The organism is Enterobacter sp. FW301-JW81, from assembly GCF_058788735.1.
In genome coordinates, this window is record NZ_JBYTBA010000005.1 from 405,117 (window position 1) to 426,503 (window position 21,387).

17 protein-coding genes and 1 pseudogene are annotated in these 21,387 nt (G+C 54.1%); 7 read left to right on the forward strand and 11 right to left on the reverse strand.

Annotated elements, in window-relative coordinates:
• Nucleotides 1-181, forward strand: a pseudogene (locus AC3WOK_RS17660) (hypothetical protein); the annotation flags it as partial.
• Between the two features lie 54 nt (nucleotides 182-235).
• Here AC3WOK_RS17660 and asnB read toward each other — a convergent pair.
• The 5 genes from asnB to nagB form a co-directional block, all read right to left on the reverse strand.
• Entirely contained in the window at nucleotides 236-1,900 is a 1,665-nt protein-coding gene (asnB, locus tag AC3WOK_RS17665) for an asparagine synthase B (RefSeq protein ID WP_010428626.1), read from the reverse strand.
• A 249-nt stretch (nucleotides 1,901-2,149) separates the two neighbouring features.
• On the reverse strand, nucleotides 2,150-2,902 hold the full coding sequence (gene nagD / locus AC3WOK_RS17670; protein WP_008501057.1) for a ribonucleotide monophosphatase NagD: 753 nt from the start codon (nucleotides 2,900-2,902) through the stop codon (nucleotides 2,150-2,152).
• Between the two features lie 45 nt (nucleotides 2,903-2,947).
• A complete protein-coding gene (gene nagC, locus AC3WOK_RS17675) occupies nucleotides 2,948-4,168 on the reverse strand; it encodes a DNA-binding transcriptional regulator NagC (protein WP_021242995.1) in 1,221 nt (406 codons plus the stop codon).
• 8 nt (nucleotides 4,169-4,176) lie between these two features.
• Nucleotides 4,177-5,325 (reverse strand): N-acetylglucosamine-6-phosphate deacetylase, encoded by a 1,149-nt coding sequence (gene nagA / locus AC3WOK_RS17680; protein ID WP_059310967.1) that lies wholly within the window; start codon nucleotides 5,323-5,325, stop codon nucleotides 4,177-4,179.
• 55 nt (nucleotides 5,326-5,380) lie between these two features.
• Nucleotides 5,381-6,181, reverse strand: a complete 801-nt coding sequence (nagB, locus tag AC3WOK_RS17685; RefSeq protein ID WP_047347090.1) for a glucosamine-6-phosphate deaminase — start codon at nucleotides 6,179-6,181, stop codon at nucleotides 5,381-5,383.
• Nucleotides 6,182-6,509: 328 nt separating this feature from the next.
• On the opposite strand from nagB, the gene nagE reads away from it, so the two are divergent.
• The 4 genes from nagE to chiQ all read left to right on the forward strand — a co-directional run bounded on the left by nagE (nucleotide 6,510) and on the right by chiQ (nucleotide 12,589).
• Complete coding sequence (nagE, locus tag AC3WOK_RS17690; protein ID WP_072250611.1) at nucleotides 6,510-8,531, forward strand: N-acetylglucosamine-specific PTS transporter subunit IIBC; 2,022 nt, start codon at nucleotides 6,510-6,512, stop codon at nucleotides 8,529-8,531.
• A gap of 169 nt (nucleotides 8,532-8,700) precedes the next feature.
• The gene (gene glnS / locus AC3WOK_RS17695) at nucleotides 8,701-10,368 is read left to right on the forward strand and encodes a glutamine--tRNA ligase (protein ID WP_059310965.1); all 1,668 of its coding nucleotides are present in this window, start codon (nucleotides 8,701-8,703) and stop codon (nucleotides 10,366-10,368) included.
• 446 nt (nucleotides 10,369-10,814) lie between these two features.
• Complete coding sequence (gene chiP / locus AC3WOK_RS17700) at nucleotides 10,815-12,212, forward strand: chitoporin ChiP (RefSeq protein WP_059310964.1); 1,398 nt, start codon at nucleotides 10,815-10,817, stop codon at nucleotides 12,210-12,212.
• A gap of 47 nt (nucleotides 12,213-12,259) precedes the next feature.
• Complete coding sequence (gene chiQ, locus AC3WOK_RS17705; protein ID WP_047347385.1) at nucleotides 12,260-12,589, forward strand: ChiQ/YbfN family lipoprotein; 330 nt, start codon at nucleotides 12,260-12,262, stop codon at nucleotides 12,587-12,589.
• A gap of 107 nt (nucleotides 12,590-12,696) precedes the next feature.
• On the opposite strand, the gene fur is transcribed toward chiQ, so the two are convergent.
• From fur to ybfF, 4 genes are all read right to left on the reverse strand, one after another.
• The gene (gene fur, locus AC3WOK_RS17710) at nucleotides 12,697-13,143 is read right to left on the reverse strand and encodes a ferric iron uptake transcriptional regulator (protein ID WP_023310771.1); all 447 of its coding nucleotides are present in this window, start codon (nucleotides 13,141-13,143) and stop codon (nucleotides 12,697-12,699) included.
• A 290-nt stretch (nucleotides 13,144-13,433) separates the two neighbouring features.
• Nucleotides 13,434-13,964, reverse strand: a complete 531-nt coding sequence (gene fldA / locus AC3WOK_RS17715) for a flavodoxin FldA (RefSeq protein WP_008501067.1) — start codon at nucleotides 13,962-13,964, stop codon at nucleotides 13,434-13,436.
• A gap of 155 nt (nucleotides 13,965-14,119) precedes the next feature.
• A complete protein-coding gene (gene ybfE / locus AC3WOK_RS17720; RefSeq protein WP_023334913.1) occupies nucleotides 14,120-14,407 on the reverse strand; it encodes a LexA regulated protein in 288 nt (95 codons plus the stop codon).
• Nucleotides 14,408-14,535: 128 nt separating this feature from the next.
• Nucleotides 14,536-15,309: an esterase gene (gene ybfF / locus AC3WOK_RS17725; RefSeq protein WP_059310963.1), complete on the reverse strand. Its 774-nt coding sequence runs from the start codon at nucleotides 15,307-15,309 to the stop codon at nucleotides 14,536-14,538.
• Nucleotides 15,310-15,492: 183 nt separating this feature from the next.
• Between ybfF and seqA the strand changes: the two genes are divergently transcribed.
• Both seqA and pgm read left to right on the forward strand, forming a co-directional pair.
• Entirely contained in the window at nucleotides 15,493-16,041 is a 549-nt protein-coding gene (gene seqA / locus AC3WOK_RS17730) for a replication initiation negative regulator SeqA (RefSeq protein WP_047347085.1), read from the forward strand.
• Between the two features lie 24 nt (nucleotides 16,042-16,065).
• Nucleotides 16,066-17,706, forward strand: coding sequence for a phosphoglucomutase (alpha-D-glucose-1,6-bisphosphate-dependent) (gene pgm / locus AC3WOK_RS17735; RefSeq protein ID WP_063429960.1), 1,641 nt, complete (start codon nucleotides 16,066-16,068; stop codon nucleotides 17,704-17,706).
• Nucleotides 17,707-17,795: 89 nt separating this feature from the next.
• On the opposite strand, the gene potE is transcribed toward pgm, so the two are convergent.
• Both potE and speF read right to left on the reverse strand, forming a co-directional pair.
• Complete coding sequence (potE, locus tag AC3WOK_RS17740) at nucleotides 17,796-19,109, reverse strand: putrescine-ornithine antiporter (protein ID WP_063429962.1); 1,314 nt, start codon at nucleotides 19,107-19,109, stop codon at nucleotides 17,796-17,798.
• Nucleotides 19,106-21,304, reverse strand: a complete 2,199-nt coding sequence (gene speF / locus AC3WOK_RS17745; protein ID WP_492354891.1) for an ornithine decarboxylase SpeF — start codon at nucleotides 21,302-21,304, stop codon at nucleotides 19,106-19,108. Before speF ends, potE begins: the two co-directional genes overlap by 4 nt.
• Between the last annotated feature and the right edge of the window lie 83 nt (nucleotides 21,305-21,387).

The window sequence follows — 21,387 nt, forward strand, 5'->3', positions numbered from 1 at the left end:
ACGTAGCCATCTTTTTTCGCGTTACCTTATCGGCGTTGCGGGGCGCATTATGCGTATAGACCCTTGCAGCGTCAACACCTTTTTCAACGAAAATAGCCGGAATGTGACTGTTTGGTTAGGTTGCGAACAGCGTGACCGAATATTCGGCAATTATTGGTTATTAATCGGTTTTAGGCGGTGAAATGTGAGGCAAAAAAATAGGGCCCCCTGAGGGGCCCTGGTGCGATTTGAGTGATTATTTGTAGGCCGACTGGTGAACGCCTACCGCACGTCCTGACGGATCGTTCATGGATTTGAACGATTCATCCCATTCAATCGCTTTAGCAGAAGAGCAGGCGACGGAAGGACCACCCGGTACGCACTCCGCAGCGCTCGGAACCGGGAACAGCTCTTCAAAAATTTCGCGGTACAGATACGCCTCTTTCGAGCCTGGCGTGTTGTACGGGAAGCGGAAGCTGGCGGTTTCCAGCTGTTGGTCAGAAACCTGTTTTGCCGCCACCTCTTTCAGGGTGTCGATCCAGCTGTAGCCCACGCCATCAGAGAACTGCTCTTTCTGACGCCAGGCAACGCTTGCCGGCAGGTAGGATTCAAAACATTCACGCAGGATATGTTTTTCCATTTTGCCGTTGCCGCACATTTTGTCCTGCGGGTTGATGCGCATCGCCACGTCGAGGAATTTCTTATCCAGGAACGGAACGCGTGCTTCAACACCCCATGCCGACATCGCTTTGTTGGCACGCGCGCAGTCAAACATATGCAGGGCCTGCAGCTTACGCACGGTCTCTTCGTGTAGCTCTTTGGCGTTCGGCGCTTTATGGAAGTACAGGTAGCCGCCAAACACTTCGTCAGAGCCTTCACCGGAGAGCACCATCTTGATACCCATCGCTTTGATCTTACGCGACATCAGGTACATCGGCGTGGAGGCGCGGATTGTCGTTACGTCATAGGTTTCGATGTGGTAGATCACATCGCGGATCGCATCCAGGCCTTCCTGCACGGTGAAGTGAATTTCATGGTGCACAGTACCCAGGTGGTTTGCCACTTCCTGCGCGGCCTTCAGGTCAGGTGCCCCTTCCAGGCCCACGGCAAAGGAGTGCAGCTGTGGCCACCAGGCTTCTGAACGCTCCTGATCTTCCACGCGGCGCGCGGCGAATTTCTTGGTGATCGCGGAGATCACGGAGGAGTCCAGACCGCCGGAGAGCAGCACGCCGTATGGCACGTCAGACATCAGGTGGCTTTTAACGGAATCTTCCAGCGCCTGACGCAGCTCGGCTTTGTCCGTGACGTTGTCTTTCACCGCGTCGTAGTCGAACCAGTCACGCTGATAATACTGACGGATCTCGCCGTCTTTGCTCCACAAGTAGCTGCCCGCCGGGAACTCTTTAATGGTACGGCAGACCGGCACCAGGGCTTTCATTTCAGACGCAACATAGAAGTTACCGTGTTCATCGTGGCCCATGTACAGCGGGATAATACCAATGTGGTCACGGCCAATCAGGTAGGCGTCTTTTTCACTGTCGTACAGGGCGAATGCGAACATGCCCTGCAGGTCGTCCAGGAACTCGGGGCCTTTCTCCTGATACAGTGCCAGGATGACTTCACAGTCAGAGCCGGTCTGGAAGGCGTAGCGGTCGCCGTACTCGGCGCGCAGCGCCTGATGGTTGTAGATCTCACCGTTAACAGCCAGCGCGTGCGTTTTTTTCTCGTTATACAGCGGCTGTGCACCGGCGTTGACGTCAACAATAGACAGACGTTCGTGAGCCAGAATCGCTTTGTCACTGGCGTAAACGCCGGACCAGTCCGGGCCGCGATGGCGCATCAGGCGGGACAGTTCGAGTGCCTTTTTACGCAGTTCGCCCGCGTCAGTTTTAATATCCAGTACGCCAAAAATTGAACACATAACCTTCTCCGTTAACCCTGTTGCTTTGTAATGTTGCTTGCTTATGAAAATGCCGCAAAGGGGCAGGGCGCGCAAGCGTTTTACGGGTGAAAGCGGAAATAGTGCAATGGCGGTTGCGGATCGGTGAAAAACGAGCATGTAATGAGCACATTTATTGATGATTATGCAATGAAAGTGCTTTTTTGTTAGATGGGGTTGTGTTTTGCGGGCGTAAAAATAAAGAACCACGCCTTCAGGCGTGGTTCGGTATCAGATGATGTCAATTTCATCGACGGAGGGGTAGATCCAGCTTGGCCGGAACGGCATCGAGTCTATGTCATCAAGCTGAGAGACGCCGGAGAGCACCAGAATCGTCTCCAGACCAGCCTGGAAACCGGCCAGAATGTCGGTGCGCAGGTTGTCGCCGACGATAACGGTTTCTTCAGAGTGGGCCTGCATCTTGTTGAGCGCGGCGCGGATGATCCACGGGCTTGGCTTGCCAACGTAGAAAGGCTTGCGCCCGGAGATTTTCTCGATACCGGCGCACAGCGCGCCGCAGGCCGGATAAAAACCACGGCCATGGGTATCCGGGTTGGTCGCAATAAAGCGCGCGCCGTTAGCCACAAAGAAGGATGCCTTATGCATCATCTCCCAGTTATAGGAGCGCGTTTCACCCACAATCACAAAGTCCGGGTTGACATCGGTGATGGTAAAGCCCGCTTTGTACAGCTCGTGGATCAGCGCGCCTTCACCGACAACGTAGGCTTTTTTTCCTTCCTGACGCTTCAGGAAATCCGCCGTGGCCATCGCCGAGGTATAGAACACGCTGTCCGGAACGTCGACGCCCGCCGTCGCAAAGCGGTTTGCCAGATCCTGACCGGTCTGAGAAGGGTAGTTCGTGAGAAGAACCAGAGGCATTCCTTTGTCGATGATGCGGTGAAGAAACTCCGCAGCACCCGGCACGGCAACGTTGTCGTGCATCAGCACGCCGTCGATATCACAAATTACATTCTTAATGGTCATGGACAGTCCGACATCAAAAAAAGAAGGCGTTACTATAAGGTCCGATCAACTTTCCAGCAAATGCTGCAGCAGAATTCCGTTGAGCATGGCGCGTTTGACCAGCGCGAATGCGCCAATCGCCGAGCGATGGTCAAGCTTTGAACGAACCACCGGAAGGTTCTGGCGGAATGCTTTTAGCGCCTGGGTGTTAATGCAGCCTTCAATGGCGGGGAGCAGCACCTTTTCCGCCTCCACAATTTCACCTGCGATCACCACTTTTTGCGGATTAAACAGGTTAATGGCGATGGCGATGGTTTTCCCCAGATGGCGCCCCACCTGCTCGATCACTTCACAGGCCAGCGCGTCGCCCTTATTGGCGGCTTTGCAGATGGTGCCTATCTTACAATCGTCGAGCGTGACGCGGCTTTGATAACCCTGCTCCAGCAGATGGCGAACGCGCTGCTCAATGGCGGTGTTGGCGGCAATGGTTTCAAGGCAACCGAAGTTGCCGCAGTGGCAGCGCTCTCCGAGGGGTTCAACCTGAATGTGGCCAATCTCACCGACGTTACCGTTGCGACCAATAAAAATTCGGCCGTTAGAGATAATGCCTGCGCCCGTACCGCGGTGAACGCGCACCAGAATAGAGTCTTCGCAATCCTGGCTCGCACCAAAGTAGTGCTCAGCCAGCGCCAGTGAGCGAATGTCGTGGCCCACAAAGCAGGTCACTTTGAAACGTTTTTCCAGCGCGTCGACCAGCCCCCAGTTTTCAACCTGAATGTGCGGCATATAGCGGATCACGCCGCTTTCCGGGTCGACCAGGCCGGGAAGAATGACGGAGATGGCGATGAGTTCGCGGATCTTGCGCTGACAGCTTTCAATAAACTGCGCGATGGTATTCAGCAGAGCATGCTCCAGCGTCTCCTGGGTGCGCTCCGGAAGGGGATAGTGCTCTTCCGCAATGGCTTTGCTGCTCAGATCGTAGAGCGTGAGCGTGGTGTCATGACGACCCAGCCGGACGCCAATCGCCTGAAAATTGCGGGTTTCGGTAATAATGGAGATCGCGCGGCGGCCCCCGGTGGAGGCCTGCTGATCGACTTCTTTGATCAGGCCGCGCTCAATGAGCTGGCGGGTAATTTTTGTCACGCTGGCGGGAGCAAGCTGGCTTTGTTCGGCTATCTGAATACGTGAGATTGGCCCGTGTTGGTCAATCAGGCGATATACCGCCGCACTGTTAAGCTGTTTAACGAGATCGACATTACCAATTTGAGCTTGTCCGCCAGGTGTCATACTTTTACTTACTCAGTGACGACCTCGTTACCATTAACGATGGTCTTAATAATTTTATAATCGTGTGTGAATGCCGTCAGGTTTGCAACCATACCTGGTGCAATTCCGCCAAGCTGTTTATCCACGCCCATAGCGCGAGCCGGATAAAGGGTGGCCATACGCAGGACTTCATCAAGCGCAATTCCACAATGCTCAACCAGGTTGCGCACCCCTTCAATCATGGTCAAAGAGGAACCACTCAGCGTACCGTTTTCATCCACACACAGTCCATTGCGGTAGTATATTGTTTTACCGGCAAAAATGAACTGCTCAATATTTGCACCTGCCGGGGCGGTGGCATCTGTTACCAGACAGAGCTTGTCACCTTTCAGCCGCTTGGCATTGCGAATGTTGGTGTAATCGACGTGTAAACCGTCCGCGATAATGCCGCAGTAAACGTCCGGCTCATCCAGAATCGCGCCGACCAGACCCGGTTCACGCCCCGTGATGTACGGCATGGCGTTATAAAGGTGCGTCGCGAAGGTAATGCCCGCGCGGAAGCCGGCTTTGGCCTCTTTCAGCGTGGCGTTAGAGTGGCCCGCTGATACAACAATCCCGGCGGCGGCCAGTTTGCTGATGACGTCAGTGCCGGTCATTTCAGGCGCCAGCGTCACTTTGGTGATGACGTCGGCGTTCGCACACATGTAGTCAACCAGCTCTGCATCAGGTTTACGCACGTAATTCGGGTTATGCGTCCCTTTCTTGACCATGTTCAGCCATGGCCCTTCAAGATGCAGGCCCAGCGCCTGATTAGGGTATTTGGCCAGGTATTCGCGCATCACGCGGATACCCTGTTTCATGAGGTCATCACTGCTGGTAATGAGCGTTGGCAGAAAGCTGGTGCAGCCTGATTTCTCATTAGCTTTCTGCATGATTTCCAGCGTTTCGACCGTCACCGCATCGGCGGTGTCATTAAATTGCACACCACCGCAGCCGTTCAGCTGTACGTCGATGAAACCGGGGGAGATTACTGCTCCATTGAGTGAGCGCTGTTCAATCTCCGGCGGCAGCTCTGCCAGCGGGCAAACACGTTCAATCAGGCCATTGGCGATAACAATCGCATGGTCATCCAGAATATCATGGCCGGTATAAATCCGACCGTGGGTTAAAGCGTACATAACGACCCCCGGTTAAAAAAAGCGGCCGCCTCTTGATGAAGAGGCGGTTATTCAATTACAGACCTTTGATGTTCTCAGCTTCTAACTCGTTGAAGTATTTCAGCGTTTTCACCTTCAGCTCCATCGTGGACGGCTCGTCGCAAACGATGACTGATTTAGGATGCAGCTGCAGGCAGCTGATGGTCCACATATGGTTCACGTTGCCTTCAACGGCAGCCTGCAGCGCCTGCGCTTTCACGCCGCCCAGGACCAGAATCATCACCTCTTCGGCATCCAGCAGGGTGCCTACGCCTACGGTCAGGGCGTATTTTGGAACCTGGTTAACGTCACCGTCAAAGAAGCGGGAGTTTGCCACGCGCGTGTCATGGGTCAGCGTTTTAATACGCGTACGGGAAGCCAGAGAGGACGCCGGTTCGTTAAACGCGATATGACCGTCGTTGCCTACACCGCCCATGAACAGGTGGATTTTACCGTAGGAACGGATTTTTTCTTCATACTGACGGCATTCTGCGTCAATATCCGGCGCGTTTCCATTCAGCAGGTTAATATTTTCAGACGGAATATCAACGTGATCAAAGAAATTGCGGTGCATAAAGCTATGGTAGCTTTCCGGATGTTCTTTCGGTAATCCGACGTATTCGTCCATATTGAAGGTCACGACATGTTTGAAGCTAACCTGGCCTGCTTTGTGCATCTCCACCAGGGCTTTATACGCGGTCAGCGGTGTGCCACCCGTCGGAAGGCCAAGGACGAAAGGACGATCGGCGGTCGGTTTGAACGCGTTAATGCGGTTAACGATATGGCGAGCGGCCCATTTGCCGACTTGTTCAGCAGTTGCCAGGGGAATCAGTCTCATTGTTCACCTCAAGAGTTAAAGTAGAAGAGTGGGCGGATGGCTATCGGAACCTGATGCTTAAGCGTAACCTGGAACCTTTCAGGCCGGATCAATCCGTCTTGATTTTTCGAATGATAAAATAAGTTTTCGTTGTTAGCCAGTGAAAGGGAGGGTGATAAACGATATTTGGTGACAAAAATCACAAAAAGTACGCGTTTAATTTGCGATACGAATTAATTTTTCACACACTCACAATGCCAGTGAATCATCAACTGTATATATAGTTCGTGACACAATAAAAAACAGAGCTGAGAACATGCCTTAAACGGGGTCTCATAGGGGGAAGAAAGTGAGTATTCTAGGTTATTTACAAAAGGTTGGTCGCGCACTGATGGTGCCGGTCGCCACGCTGCCTGCCGCAGCCATCCTGATGGGTGTCGGCTACTGGATCGACCCCAACGGCTGGGGTAACACCAGCGCGCTGGCGGCGTTCTTTATCAAGTCTGGCTCCGCCATTATCGACAACATGTCCGTGTTGTTTGCGATTGGTGTGGCTTACGGTATGTCCAAAGACAAAGACGGTGCCGCTGCGCTGACCGGTTTTGTCGGTTTCCTCGTGTTAACCACTCTCTGCTCGCCTGCAGCGGTGGCCATGATCCAAAAAATTCCGGCGGACCAGGTTCCGGCGGCATTCGGTAAGATCAGCAACCAGTTTGTCGGTATCCTTGTGGGTATCATCTCTGCCGAACTGTACAACCGCTTCAGTAGCGTAGAGCTGCCAAAAGCGCTGTCGTTCTTCAGCGGTCGTCGCCTGGTGCCTATTCTGACCTCCTTTGTGATGATCTTCGTTGCGTTCATCCTGATGTACATCTGGCCGGTTATCTTTGACGGTCTGGTGAACTTCGGTGAACACATCCAGAAACTGGGCTCCGTCGGTGCGGGCGTGTACGCGTTCTTCAACCGTCTGCTGATCCCGGTTGGTCTGCACCACGCGCTGAACTCCGTGTTCTGGTTCGACGTTGCGGGTATTAACGATATTCCTAATTTCCTGGGTGGCGCACAGTCCATCGAAGCAGGTAAAGCGGTTGTCGGTATTACCGGTCGTTACCAGGCAGGCTTCTTCCCAATCATGATGTTTGGTCTTCCAGGCGCTGCGCTGGCGATCTACCACTGCGCGCGTCCAGAAAACAAAGCGAAAGTGCTGGGTATTATGATGGCGGGCGCGTTTGCGGCCTTCTTCACCGGTATCACCGAGCCGCTGGAATTCTCTTTCATGTTCGTGGCGCCTGTACTGTACGTGATCCACGCTGTGCTGACCGGTATCTCCGTGTTTATCGCGGCAAGCATGCACTGGATTGCGGGCTTTGGCTTCAGTGCGGGTCTGGTGGATATGGTGCTTTCTTCCCGTAACCCGCTGGCAACCCACTGGTGGATGCTGATCCCACAAGGTCTGGTGTTCTTCGCGATCTACTACATGGTGTTCCGTTTCACTATCACCAAATTCAACCTGATGACCCCGGGTCGTGAACTGGCCGTGGCCGGTAGCGAAGCGGATGGTCAGGATGTGAACGTGAGCGGTGCTCAGGAGCAGGACGTATCAGGTCTGGCGCGTCAGTACATTGCCGCAGTTGGCGGTTCTGACAACCTGACCGGTATTGATGCCTGTATCACCCGTCTGCGTCTGAACGTGAAAGATTCTTCTCTGGTGAACGAAGCGCTGGCGAAACGCCTGGGCGCGTCCGGTGTTATCCGCCTGAACAAAACCAGCGTGCAGATCATCGTCGGCTTCGTTGCGGAAAAAATTGCCAACGCAATGAAAACGACCGGCCCGGTTGCAGCCGCTGAAGCAAGCGCTGCGCCTGCTGCCGCTCCTGCAGCTGCGAAACCGCAGGCGGTACCTAATGCCAAAACGGTTGCCGCGCTGGTGTCTCCCGTGACCGGTGAGGTCGTTGCGATTGAGCAGGTACCTGATGAAGCGTTCGCCAGCAAAGCGGTCGGTGACGGTGTTGCGGTGAAACCAACGGACAAAACCGTTGTGTCTCCTGCTGCCGGTACCATCGTGAAAATCTTCAACACCAACCACGCGTTCTGCCTCGAAACCGAAAATGGCGCGGAGATCGTTGTCCACATGGGTATCGATACCGTTGCGCTGAACGGTCAGGGCTTTACTCGCCTGGTGGAAGAGGGCGCTGAAGTTGTGGCTGGTCAGCCGGTTCTGGAAATGGATCTGGACTTCCTGAACGCCAACGCGCGCTCCATGATAAGCCCGGTGGTTTGCAGCAACATCGATGACTTCAGTGGCCTGGTCATTCAGGCGAAAGGTCAGGTTGTTGCGGGTCAAACGCCTCTGTATGAGATTAAAGGCAAGTAATCGCTCCTGAGTAGAGTCATGCCTTAAGCGGCGGGGGTTATCCTCCGCCGCTTTTTTTTGCAGCAAATGCCCCCATTATTTTCTTCAGAGCCGTTTTAAGGGTTGTCACTACGTCCGGCTTATAAGATCATATGCCGTTATACGTTGTTTACGCTTTGAGGAATCCACGATGAGTGAGGCAGAAGCCCGCCCGAGTAACTTTATTCGTCAGATCATCGATGAAGATCTGGCCAGTGGTAAGCACACCACAATTCATACCCGCTTCCCGCCGGAGCCGAACGGCTACCTGCATATCGGGCATGCAAAATCTATCTGCCTGAACTTTGGCATTGCCCAGGACTATCAGGGACAGTGCAACCTGCGTTTCGATGACACCAACCCAGTAAAAGAAGACATCGAATACGTTGAGTCCATTAAGAACGACGTGCAATGGCTGGGCTTCAACTGGTCTGGCGATATCTGCTACTCCTCTGACTATTTTGATCAGCTGTACGCCTATGCGGTAGAGCTTATCAACAAAGGTCTGGCGTATGTCGACGAGCTGTCTGCTGACGAGATCCGTGAATACCGCGGAACGCTGACCGCTCCGGGAAAAAACAGCCCGTTCCGCGATCGCAGCGTTGAAGAGAACCTGGCGCTGTTTGAAAAAATGCGTGCCGGTGGCTTCGAAGAGGGCAAAGCCTGCCTGCGCGCCAAAATCGATATGGCGTCTCCGTTCATCGTGATGCGCGATCCGGTGCTGTACCGTATTAAATTTGCTGAACACCACCAGACCGGTAACAAGTGGTGCATCTACCCGATGTACGACTTCACCCATTGCATCAGCGATGCGCTGGAAGGCATTACGCACTCCCTGTGTACGCTGGAGTTCCAGGACAACCGTCGTCTGTACGACTGGGTACTGGATAACATCACCATTCCCGTGCATCCGCGTCAGTACGAGTTCTCTCGTCTGAATCTGGAATACACCGTGATGTCCAAGCGTAAGCTGAACCTGCTGGTCACCGACAAGCACGTTGAGGGCTGGGATGACCCACGTATGCCGACCATCTCTGGTCTGCGTCGTCGTGGTTATACTGCCGCGTCTATTCGTGAGTTCTGCAAACGTATCGGCGTGACCAAGCAGGACAACACCATTGAAATAGCTTCTCTGGAATCCTGCATTCGCGAAGACCTCAACGAAAACGCACCGCGCGCGATGGCGGTTATCGACCCGGTGAAGCTGGTTATCGAGAACTATCCGCAGGGTGAAAGCGAGCTGGTCTCCATGCCTAACCATCCGAATAAACCGGAAATGGGCAGCCGCGACGTGCCGTTCAGCGGTGAAATCTGGATCGACCGTGCTGACTTCCGCGAAGAAGCCAACAAGCAGTACAAGCGTCTGGTGTTGGGTAAAGAGGTGCGTCTGCGTAATGCCTACGTCATCAAGGCAGAGCGCGTAGAGAAAGACGCGGAAGGTAACATCACCACCATCTTCTGTTCATATGACGCTGAAACGCTGAGTAAAGATCCGGCGGACGGCCGCAAGGTGAAAGGCGTTATTCACTGGGTGAGCGCATCCCACGCGCTGCCGGTGGAAATTCGTCTGTACGATCGTCTGTTCAGCGTGCCTAACCCGGGTGCTGCTGAAGACTTCCTGGCGACCATCAACCCGGAATCTCTGGTGATCAAGCAGGGTTATGCGGAGCCTTCCCTGAAAGCCGCTGAAGCGGGTAAAGCGTTCCAGTTCGAGCGTGAAGGTTACTTCTGCCTGGACAGCCGTTACAGCACGGTGGAAAAACCGGTATTTAACCGTACCGTGGGTCTGCGTGATACCTGGACCAAAATCGGCGAATAATAACGCTGCATTGGTCAATGAGAGACAAACGCCGCTTATTGCGGCGTTTTTTTATTTAACGATCATATCGTTAAAGCAGGGGGGTAATAATATCGTGGAAAATATCAGGTCAATGTGGTGCTACTTATTTTTCTGAAAAAAGTTTGTTTTTTATCATCAATACGCAATTTGTAAAAAGTAACAGCAATTAACGATCTTACCCTCTGAAATTTAATGGCTTGCCCCGCCAAATCTCGCCCTCCGGTAAATGTTACAAAGCACTACCAATTATGTGCACTTCGTCATAATCCTGACTTTTGTCCGCTGAAAAGCATTGATAATTCGCGTCGCGAAAAATAACCTAAAGACGGTAGTTAATTCGAGGGTATTTATAACTACCCCTGACCATTTGGTCTTTTTTATTTTCGCCGTTTCAGGCGTTTTAATTCGTCAAAGAGGAATAATCTATGCGTACGTTCAGTGGCAAACGTAGTGCGCTGGCGCTGGCTATTGCCGGTGTGACAGCAATGTCGGGCCTGGTCGTTACACCAGAGGCGAAAGCCGCGGGTTTCATCGAAGATTCTACCCTCACGGGCGGTATTTATTACTGGCAGCGTGAACGTGACCGTAAAGACGTCACTGAAGACAAATACAAAACTAACCTTTCTCACTCCACCTGGAACGCCAACCTGGACTTCCAGTCGGGTTATGCCGCGGATATGTTCGGTCTGGATATTGCTGCGTTCACCGCAATCGAAATGGCGGAAAACGGCGACAGCGGCCACCCGAACGAAATTGCCTTCTCCTCCAGCAACAAAGCTTATAAAGAAGACTGGTCCGGGGATAAGAGCGGAATCAGCCTTTATAAGGCCGCAGCGAAATTTAAATACGGCCCGGTATGGGCGCGCGGTGGCTATATTCAGCCAACCGGCCAGACGCTGTTAGCACCGCACTGGAGCTTTATGCCGGGTACCTATCAGGGGGCAGAAGCCGGGGCGAACTTTGACTACGGTGATGCGGGTGCGTTGAGCTTCTCTTATATGTGGACCAACGAGTATAAAGCACCATGGCACATCGAAATGGACAAGTTCTACCAGAACGATAAGAAAACCAAAGTAGATTATCTGCACTCGCTGGGTGCGAAATACGACTTCAAAAACGATCTGGTTCTCGAAGCCGCATTTGGCCAGGCGCAAGGTTATGTCGATCAGTATTTTGCCAAGGCCAGCTATAAGTTTGATGTTGCGGGTAGCCCGCTGAGCACCAGCTACCAGTTCTACGGCACGCGCGACAAGGTCAGCAACGGTGGCGTCAATGATATTTATGACGGTACCGCGTGGTTGCAGGCGTTGACCTTTGGCTACAAGGTCGGTCAGGTTGATTTGCGCCTGGAAGGCACGTGGGTGAAGGCGGAAGGGCAGCAGGGGTACTTCCTGCAGCGTATGACCCCGACCTATGCATCGTCCAACGGCCGTCTTGATATCTGGTGGGATAACCGTTCCGACTTCAACGCCGACGGCGAGAAAGCGGTCTTCTTCGGCGCAATGTATGACCTCAAAAACTGGAATCTGCCTGGCTGGGCCGTGGGTGCCTCTTACGCTTACGCCTGGGATGCAAAACCTGCCGATATGGCAACACCGGACGCCTATTACGATCCAAACTATCGCCTGAAAGAGTCCTCCTACAGCCTGGATGCTATCTATACCCTGCAGGATGGCCGCGCGAAAGGCACGATGTTCAAACTGCACTTCACCCAGTATGACAACCACTCCGATATCCCGAGCTATGCGGGCGGTTACGGCAACATCTTCCAGGATGAACGTGACGTGAAATTCATGGTTATCGCACCGTTCACCATCTTCTGATGAATCGTCCGGCGGGTTAGCGCCCGCCGGACCGGAGACTGCACATGATGAAAAAAATCGTAATTGTCGCGCTGCTGGCGTCGGGGCTGGTGGCGTGTTCTCAGAGCCAGGCGCCTAAAGAAGATTCCCGGCTGAAGGAGGCCTATAGCGCGTGCATCAATACCGCTGAAGGCTCGCCGGAGAAAATTCAGGCCTGCCAGAGCGTGTTGAATGTGCTGAAAAAAGAGAAGGCGCATGAGCAGTTCGCAACGCAGGAAAATGTTCGCGTGATGGATTACCAGGCCTGTATCCAGGCGCGTAAAACCGGTAACGATCAGGAAGTGGCGAAGCGTTGCGACCAGATCTGGAAAGAGATCCGCAGCAATAACAGTAACTAACCTGCTGTTACCATGCCCGGTGGCGCTATGCTTACCGGGCTTTTTTATACCTGAAAACAGGCGAAAAAAAAGCCAACCTTGCGGCTGGCTCAGAGTATGAAGACTGATTATTTTGCGTCGTGCGCGTGGTCATCTTCGCGGCAGTCGCCTTCAGCGCAGTGACCGTAAAGGTACAGGCTGTGGTTGGTCAGGCGGATGCCATGACGCGCGGCGATTTCACGCTGGCGTGATTCAATGGAATCATCGCTAAATTCAATGACCTTGCCGCAATCGAGGCAGATCAGGTGATCGTGGTGCTGCTGCTGGGTCAGTTCGAAAACAGATTTACCACCTTCGAAATTATGACGGGTAACAATGCCCGCGTCATCAAACTGGTTCAGCACGCGATAGACGGTAGCCAGCCCAATCTCTTCACCCATGTCGATAAGACGTTTATAGAGGTCTTCCGCACTGACATGGTGATTGTCTGGACCCTGAAGCACTTCGAGGATTTTTAACCGAGGAAGCGTAACTTTCAGGCCAGCCTTCTTTAATGCGGTATTGTTGTCAGTCATGCGGAATCTGTCCTGTTGCTAAACGATTCACTTCTGTAGGAAGTGACAGAAAATGCACCCGGGATAATGCGTCTCATTATAGAACTGCCATGGCTAAATGAAAACTGCAAGTCTCAGGCAAAATATGCTTATAAAAACGTGGTATCACCAACAAACTTGCTCAATGGAAAACCACGTTTATCAGGGAGACATTGTACAGGTCTGGGCGAAAAAGTTAAAAGATTGTAGCGATTAATTTAATCGGTTTGACCTGGAGCACGGGCGCAGCCGCCGCTGCGCCGCGATAAAAATCAGGCGTTAAGAATATCGTCCAGGTGCAGTTCCTCACGGATCTGCTTAACCCATTTCTCAACGCGCTCTGCCGTCAGCTCTGGCTGGCGGTCTTCGTCAATGGCCAGACCCACGAAATGATCGTCATCGGCCAGGCCTTTAGACGCTTCGAAGTGGTAACCGGCAGTTGGCCAGTGGCCAACGATCACTGCGCCATTCGGCTCAATGATGTCGCGGATAGTCCCCAGCGCGTCACAGAAGTACTCGGCGTAGTCTTCCTGATCGCCGCAGCCAAACAGGGCGACCAGCTTACCGTTGAAGTCGACTTCTTCCAGCGTCGGGAAGAAATCATCCCAGTCGCACTGGGCTTCACCGTAGTACCACGTTGGAATACCCAGCAGAAGAATGTCATAGCCTTCGAGATCTTCTTTGCTGCTCTTGGCGATGTCATGCACATCAGCAACGTCTTTACCGAGCTGTTTTTGAATGTTTTTTGCGATATTTTCGGTATTGCCGGTATCACTGCCAAAGAAAATGCCGATGATTGCCATGAGTAAAATAACCTCTTGAAACTTAATAGTATGGTGGCGCAATTCGGCCACGGATAAGGGCAATAATAGCAGAACTGGCAACCCTGCGGAAACAGCTATCGCGCAGGACTGCACTCCGTGCTACATGAAAAGGGCGATAAAGGGGATTTTCAGACTTATGCCTGGCTGCGTAACGTCTCAAGCTGGGCGATCAACATCTCTTCAATGAGCTCGCTGCGGCTGATATTTCGCGCGTCAGCCAGCTCGTTAAGCGCATCGACGGCGTCGGCGTTAAGCTTCAGTTCGACACGCTTAAGCCCACGATTTTTATCGCGTTTAAGCTGGTTGCGTTTATTGATACGCAGCTGTTCATCGCGCGAAAGCGGATTCGTCTTGGGTCGTCCCGGTCGACGTTCATTCGCGAACAGATCTAGTGTCGTACGGTCCGTTTGTTCTTTGGCCATGATTCTGAGACTTCGGGGGAAACACGCCGCCCTGCTAATGCCCGGGCGATAAGCGCGCCATCATACATCACCAAAAACGGCACGCCAACGACTGGAAGCCCGCAGCCTTCCAGTCGCTCTCTTTTTAATCAATTCGCAGTATCAGCGAGATAGCGGCGAATGGCGCGCAGCACGGCGTCAGGTTTTTCTGCGTGAACCCAGTGTCCGGCCCCGGCAATCACGTGGGCGCGCGCCTGCGGGAATTGTGCCAGCAAGGTGTCGCGGTACGCGTCGGTAATATAAGGAGAGTTACCGCCACGAATGAAGAGGGTAGGGTGTGGCCAGGCAGGTACCGTTTCCCAGCCAACGATATTGTTGTACTGCTCCCAGAGCACCGGCACGTTAAAACGCCATTGTCCGTCAACAAATGACTTCAGCAGGAATTGCACAACGCCTTCTTCATCAAGATGGTCACGCATGACCGCAGCCGCCTGCTGGCGGGTCGCGACACCCGCTTCAGTAACCGCATTGATGGCGGCAAAAATCTCGTCGTGTCGGCGGACGTCATAATCCACGGGCGCAACATCAATTACCACCAGGCCGTTAATACGCTCCGGCGCAAGCGCCGTCAGGGCCATCACCGCTTTGCCGCCCATTGAATGCCCGATGAGCGTCACCTTCTGCAGGCCGTTGGCGTCCAGCGTATCCAGCAGATCCTGTGCCATCGCGGCATAGGTCATCTCGTCTGAACGCCCGGAAAGACCGTGATTGCGCATATCGACCTGTAAAATATCGTGATCGGTAACCAGATCGCGCGCCAGCACGCCCAGGTTATCCAGGCTGCCAAAAAGCCCGTGAACCAGTACGATGGGAGAATTATTGTTCGGCGATTGTGCAGTTTGCGCTCGGGTATTCAATTTCATGGCAAAGTTCTTTTTTTACGTATGTCAGGTTAGGGTATCATGTTGACCATTCTGCCGCCCGGCTGCAAGGTTCCAGTTTAATCTGACTTTTGCTGCCAACCAGGTTTGACGCTATCCGCTGTTGGGATTTGACCCTATAATCCCAATGACTTGTATTCAGATAAGAAATCGCACTGGATTAAGATGAAAACAATCGAAGTTGATGACGAACTCTATCAGTATATTGCCAGCCAGACGCGGCATATCGGGGAGAGCGCGTCCGACATTTTACGGCGCATGCTTAAAATTTCCGCCGCTTCACAGCCTGCTACCCCAGTCACCAAAGATGTCGTGTCTCAGCCGAGCGTTGTTGCACAGGCAAAACCTGCCGTGACACCGGCAAAAGATAAAGTGCGCGCGATGCGCGAGCTGCTGCTGTCCGATGAATATGCGGAGCAGAAAAAGGCGGTTAACCGCTTTATGCTGGTGCTGTCTACACTTTATTCACTGGATAACAAGGCGTTTGCTGAAGCGACCGAGTCGCTGCACGGTCGTACTCGCGTCTATTTCGCGGGTGACGAGCAGACGCTGCTGCAAAATGGCAACCAAACCAAACCTAAACATGTCCCAGGCACCCCGTACTGGGTGATCACCAATACCAATACGGGCCGCAAGTGCAGCATGGTTGAACATATCATGCAGTCCATGCAGTTCCCGGCGGAATTGATTGAAAAGGTTTGCGGTACAATTTAACCCTTGCATCAGAAGGACCCGGTAATGGCAAATCACAGCCGTGCAGGCCAACCTGCACAACAAAGCGATTTGATTAACGTCGCTCAGCTGACCGCGCAGTATTACGTGCTGAAACCGGTCGTGGGCAACGCAGAACACGCAGTGAAGTTTGGTACATCTGGTCACCGCGGCAGCGCGGCGCGCCACAGCTTTAACGAACCGCACATTCTGGCCATTGCTCAGGCCATTGCGGAAGAGCGCGCTAAAAACGGCGTTACCGGTCCATGCTACGTGGGCAAAGACACCCATGCGCTGTCTGAACCGGCGTTCATCTCTGTTGTGGAAGTGCTGGCCGCAAACGGCGTTGATGTGATTGTTCAGGAGAACAACGGTTTCACCCCAACGCCTGCGGTGTCGAACGCTATTCTTGTGCACAATAAAAAAGGTGGCGCGCTGGCTGACGGGATCGTTATCACGCCGTCCCATAACCCACCGGAAGACGGCGGCATCAAATACAACCCACCTAACGGTGGCCCGGCAGACACCAACGTCACCAAAGTGGTGGAAGACCGTGCAAATGCCCTGCTGGCTGACGATCTGAAAGGCGTGAAGCGCATCTCCCTGGATGCCGCCATGGCGTCCGGCCACGTGAAAGAGCAGGATCTGGTTCAGCCTTTCGTGGAAGGGCTGGCGGATATCGTCGATATGGCGGCGATTCAGAAAGCCGGCCTGAAGCTGGGTGTGGATCCGCTGGGCGGCTCCGGTATTGAATACTGGAAACGTATCGCCGAGCATTACAAGCTGAATCTGACCATCGTGAACGATCACGTCGATCAGACCTTCCGCTTTATGCACCTCGATAAAGACGGCGCGATCCGTATGGACTGCTCCTCCGAGTGCGCCATGGCGGGCCTGCTGGCGCTGCGCGATAAATTCGACCTGGCGTTTGCTAACGACCCGGATTATGACCGTCACGGTATCGTCACTCCTGCCGGGCTGATGAACCCGAACCACTATCTGGCCGTCGCGATTAACTACCTGTTCCAGCACCGTCCGCAGTGGGGCAAAGAGGTGGCTGTCGGTAAAACGCTGGTTTCCTCCGCGATGATCGACCGCGTGGTCGACGCGCTGGGTCGCAAGCTGGTGGAAGTGCCGGTTGGCTTTAAATGGTTTGTTGACGGTCTGCACGACGGCAGCTTCGGCTTCGGTGGTGAAGAGAGCGCCGGTGCGTCATTCCTGCGCTTCGACGGCACGCCGTGGTCAACCGATAAAGACGGCATCATCATGTGCCTGCTGGCGGCGGAGATCACCGCGGTCACCGGTAAGAACCCGCAGGAACATTACAACGAGCTGGCGGAGCGTTTTGGTGCGCCAAGCTATAACCGTATTCAGGCTAGCGCGACGTCAGCCCAGAAAGCGGCCCTGTCCAAACTCTCTCCGGAAATGGTCAGCGCAAGCACCCTGGCGGGTGACCCGATCACCGCGCGTCTGACGGCGGCACCGGGCAACGGCGCATCCATTGGCGGTCTGAAAGTGATGACCGACAACGGCTGGTTCGCTGCGCGTCCATCCGGTACGGAAGATGCGTATAAAATCTATTGCGAAAGCTTCCTCGGCGCTGAGCATCGTCAGCAGATTGAGAAAGAAGCGGTAGAGATTGTCAGCGAAGTGCTGAAAAACGCGTAAGTGCGGTTTGTGTGCCGGGCGGCACTGCGTTTGCCCGGCCTACAACAGCGATCGTAGGCCCGGTAAGCGCTAGCGCCACCGGGCTTTTTTTAACTATGCTTATTCTTCAATTCAAATCTCGGCGATACCAGACCGTACAGCGTCCAGCCCATAAAGGTCACCATCGCGCCATACAGCATCGCCTCCTGGCCGGATGAGTAGAGCGCATAGAAGCTGTAAATCGCCCCAATCAGCGCCACGATATTCGCCGCACGCGCCTTGCGTGGATCCACCTTCGCGACTTTCTGAATAATCACCAGCGCCGCCATCGACAGAATATACGGAATGATATTCGTCACTACCGCCAGGTTGACCAGCACGTTGAACTGGCTGTTCAGCGACGGGCTAATGGTCATCAGTGACAATCCGCTCTGGAAGATGACAATGGCCAACATGCCCTGCACCGGCGCATCGGCTTTGGTCACGCGGGAGAAGATTTTCGGGAAGTAACCTTCATCAGCCGAAGATTTGAAAACCTGCGCGATGGTGAACTGCCAGCCGAGGAGCGAACCGCAGCAGGACATAACCATCAGCCCCATGATCACTTTTCCGACTTCCGGGGTGAACATCTGCGCGAAGGCCAGCCCGAACGGTGCCGTTGAGTTAGCCAAATCCATGTTCGGTACGATGCCGGCAATAACGTTAGTCGAGATGATATAGATCACCGCCGCGCCCAGCGTTCCGCCCAGAACGGCAATCGGGACGTTCTTTTCCGGGTTCTCTACCACTTCCGCGTTTGCACAGGCTGATTCCAGACCGAGGAAGGCCCACAGCGTCATGGCGATGGAGGACCCGACAGCGGTAAAGAACGGCACATGGTGCGGGTTCCAGGAGTTCGCGTACAAGGTCGGGCTGAACCAGAACCAGCCGATGATGCACAAACCCACAACCGGGATAATCACGCCCCAGACGGTGATGCTACTCAGCTGTCCGGTGATGCGCGCGCCGCCAAAGTTGGCCACGGTGCAGATCCACAGCACGCCGATGGTGGCTAAACCAATCTGTACCGGGCTGAGCGTGGCACCAAACAGCTCCGTGCCGTAACCCACGGCGGAGATGGCAATCGCCACGTTAGCAATCAGCAGCGACACGCCGTAGGTATAGTTGGCCATAAAGTTGCCCGACTTGCCAAAGGCATACTCCGCATAGCCCCCCATTCCGCCTGACTTGCGGCTGAACATCCCGCACTTGGCAAATGCCCACGCCAGCGCCATTGAACCTACGGCGGTCACCAGCCAGGAAATAATCGAAATGGTTCCCACTTCGGCAAGCTTGGTGGGCAGCATGATGATCCCGGAACCCATCATGTTCACCATGGTGAGAATGGTCAGTTGCACCACGCCCATCTTATTGGACTTACTCATAATTTCTCTCCCTTCAGCAGCGCGGGCTGAGCGGCGGGTTGTTTAATGACGTAGCAGCGAACCTGTTTGCGACCGTCACACTCCTCGACGTATACGCCCTGAAGCTCTGGCGCAAAGCCCGGTAACAGGTTGATCCCTTCTTCCAGCGCGGCAAAGTAGCGCAGCACGGAACCGCCCAAGACTTCCCCTGGAACAACACACAGCACCCCTGGCGGATAAGGAAGGGCGCCTTCGGCGGCGATGCGGCCTTCCGCGTCGCGCAGGGACACCAGTTCAACCTCACCACGAAGATAGGCGTAGTTCGCATCCTGCGGGTTCATCATCACCCGTGGGAAGTGAGACTTGCGGAACATCTCTTTTTGCAGCTGTTTCACGTTATGACGGGCGTACAGGTCATGCATTTCCTGGCAGATCTGGCGCAGGGTGTAATCCGCGTAACGCGCCGGATGCTGTTTGTAGAGAGAAGGCAGGACCTCTTTCAGCGGCACATCGCTTTCGAGCAGTTTTTCGAAGCGCACCAGCTGCGCCACCAGCTGCTGCAGCTTGCCCATATCTTCGGCTGGCGTGAGCAGGAACAGGATCGAGTTGAGATCGCATTTCTCCGGCACAATGCCGTTTTCACGCAGGAAGTTGGCGAGGATGGTGGCGGGCACGCCGAAGTCGTCATACTCACCGGTGCGGGCGTTAATGCCCGGCGTGGTCAGCAAGAGCTTGCACGGATCGATAAAATACTGATGCTCAGCGTAGCCTTCAAAAGCGTGCCAGTTTTCACCCGGTACGAAGTGGAAGAAGCGCAGATCGGTTGCAATTTCCGCCGTGTCCCAGCTTTCCCACGGACGGCCATCCACCGTTTCCGGCACGAAGGGGCGCAGATACTGACAGTTTTGCAGGATCAGCTTGCGCGCTTCGATACCGTTCACCACGCAGTCCATCCACATGTTGCGCCCGCTCTGGCCTTCATGCATCCGGGCGTTGATGTCCAGCGCGGCAAACAGCGGATAGAACGGGCTGGTGGAGGCGTGCATCATAAAGGCATTATTCAGCCGTTTGTGCGGGACATAGCGCTGCTGGCCTTTGATGTGGCTGTCTTTTTTGTGGATTTGCGAGGTCTGCGAGAAGCCTGCCTGCTGTTTATGCACGGACTGGGTAACCAGGATCCCCGGATCGTTTTCGTTCAGCTCCAGCAGCAGCGGAGAGCAGTCGGCCATCATCGGGATAAACTGCTCGTAACCCACCCAGGCCGAGTCAAACAGGATGTAATCACACAGATGACCAATCTTATCCACCACCTGACGGGCGTTATAGATGGTGCCATCGTAGGTACCCAGCTGAATCACCGCCAGACGGAACGGACGCGCATCGCGTGCACGGCCAGGTGCGACCTCTGCCACGAGCTCGCGCAGATAACGTTCTTCAAAGCAGTGGGCGTCAATGCCGCCAATGAAGCCGTAAGGGTTGCGCGCGGTTTCCAGATAGACCGGCGTCGCGCCTGCCTGGAGGAGGGCACCGTGATGGTTGGATTTATGGTTGTTACGGTCAAACAGCACCAGGTCGCCCGGCGTGAGCAGGGCGTTAAGCACCACTTTGTTGGATGATGAGGTGCCGTTCAGCACGAAGTAGGTCTTATCGGCGTTAAAGACTTTTGCAGCATGCTGCTGCGCAATGCACGGCGCGCCTTCGTGGATCAGCAGATCGCCCATCGCCACGTCGGCGTTGCACAGGTCGGAGCGGAAAAGCGTCTCACCAAAGAAATCAACAAACTGGTTGCCAGCAGGATGACGGCGGAAGAACTGCCCACCCTGATGCCCCGGGCAGTCGAACGCGCTGTTGCCCTGCTTCACGTAGTCGACCAGGGCGCGGAAAAACGGCGGGCGCAGCTGGGTTTCATACTTCTGGGCTGCCGCTTCCAGCTGGCGTCCGTAAAAGTCGTTGCTGGTGTCTGAATACTCAAATACGCCATGAATGCGCGATAAATAGTCTGCCGGGATAATCTCTTCTTTGTGCGTCGCGACAAAAACAGGAATGCCAAAACCGGTGGCTTCTATTTCTTCCAGGATGCCGTCAGTAATATCGCTGACCGCCAGAACAACGGCGGCAACGTCAATATAATCCGAGGCCCTGACATCCACCAGTTCACGCTGGGTAGTAAAACACTCCGGACAGGCACGGCTGGCTGCGATTTTTAAATTTTTCATCTTTCTCTCTTTATTTTAGGTAATAAGCGTCCCTCGATTTCTTGCAAGAAAGAAATCGATAATTTTCCGGAAAAAAAGCAAAG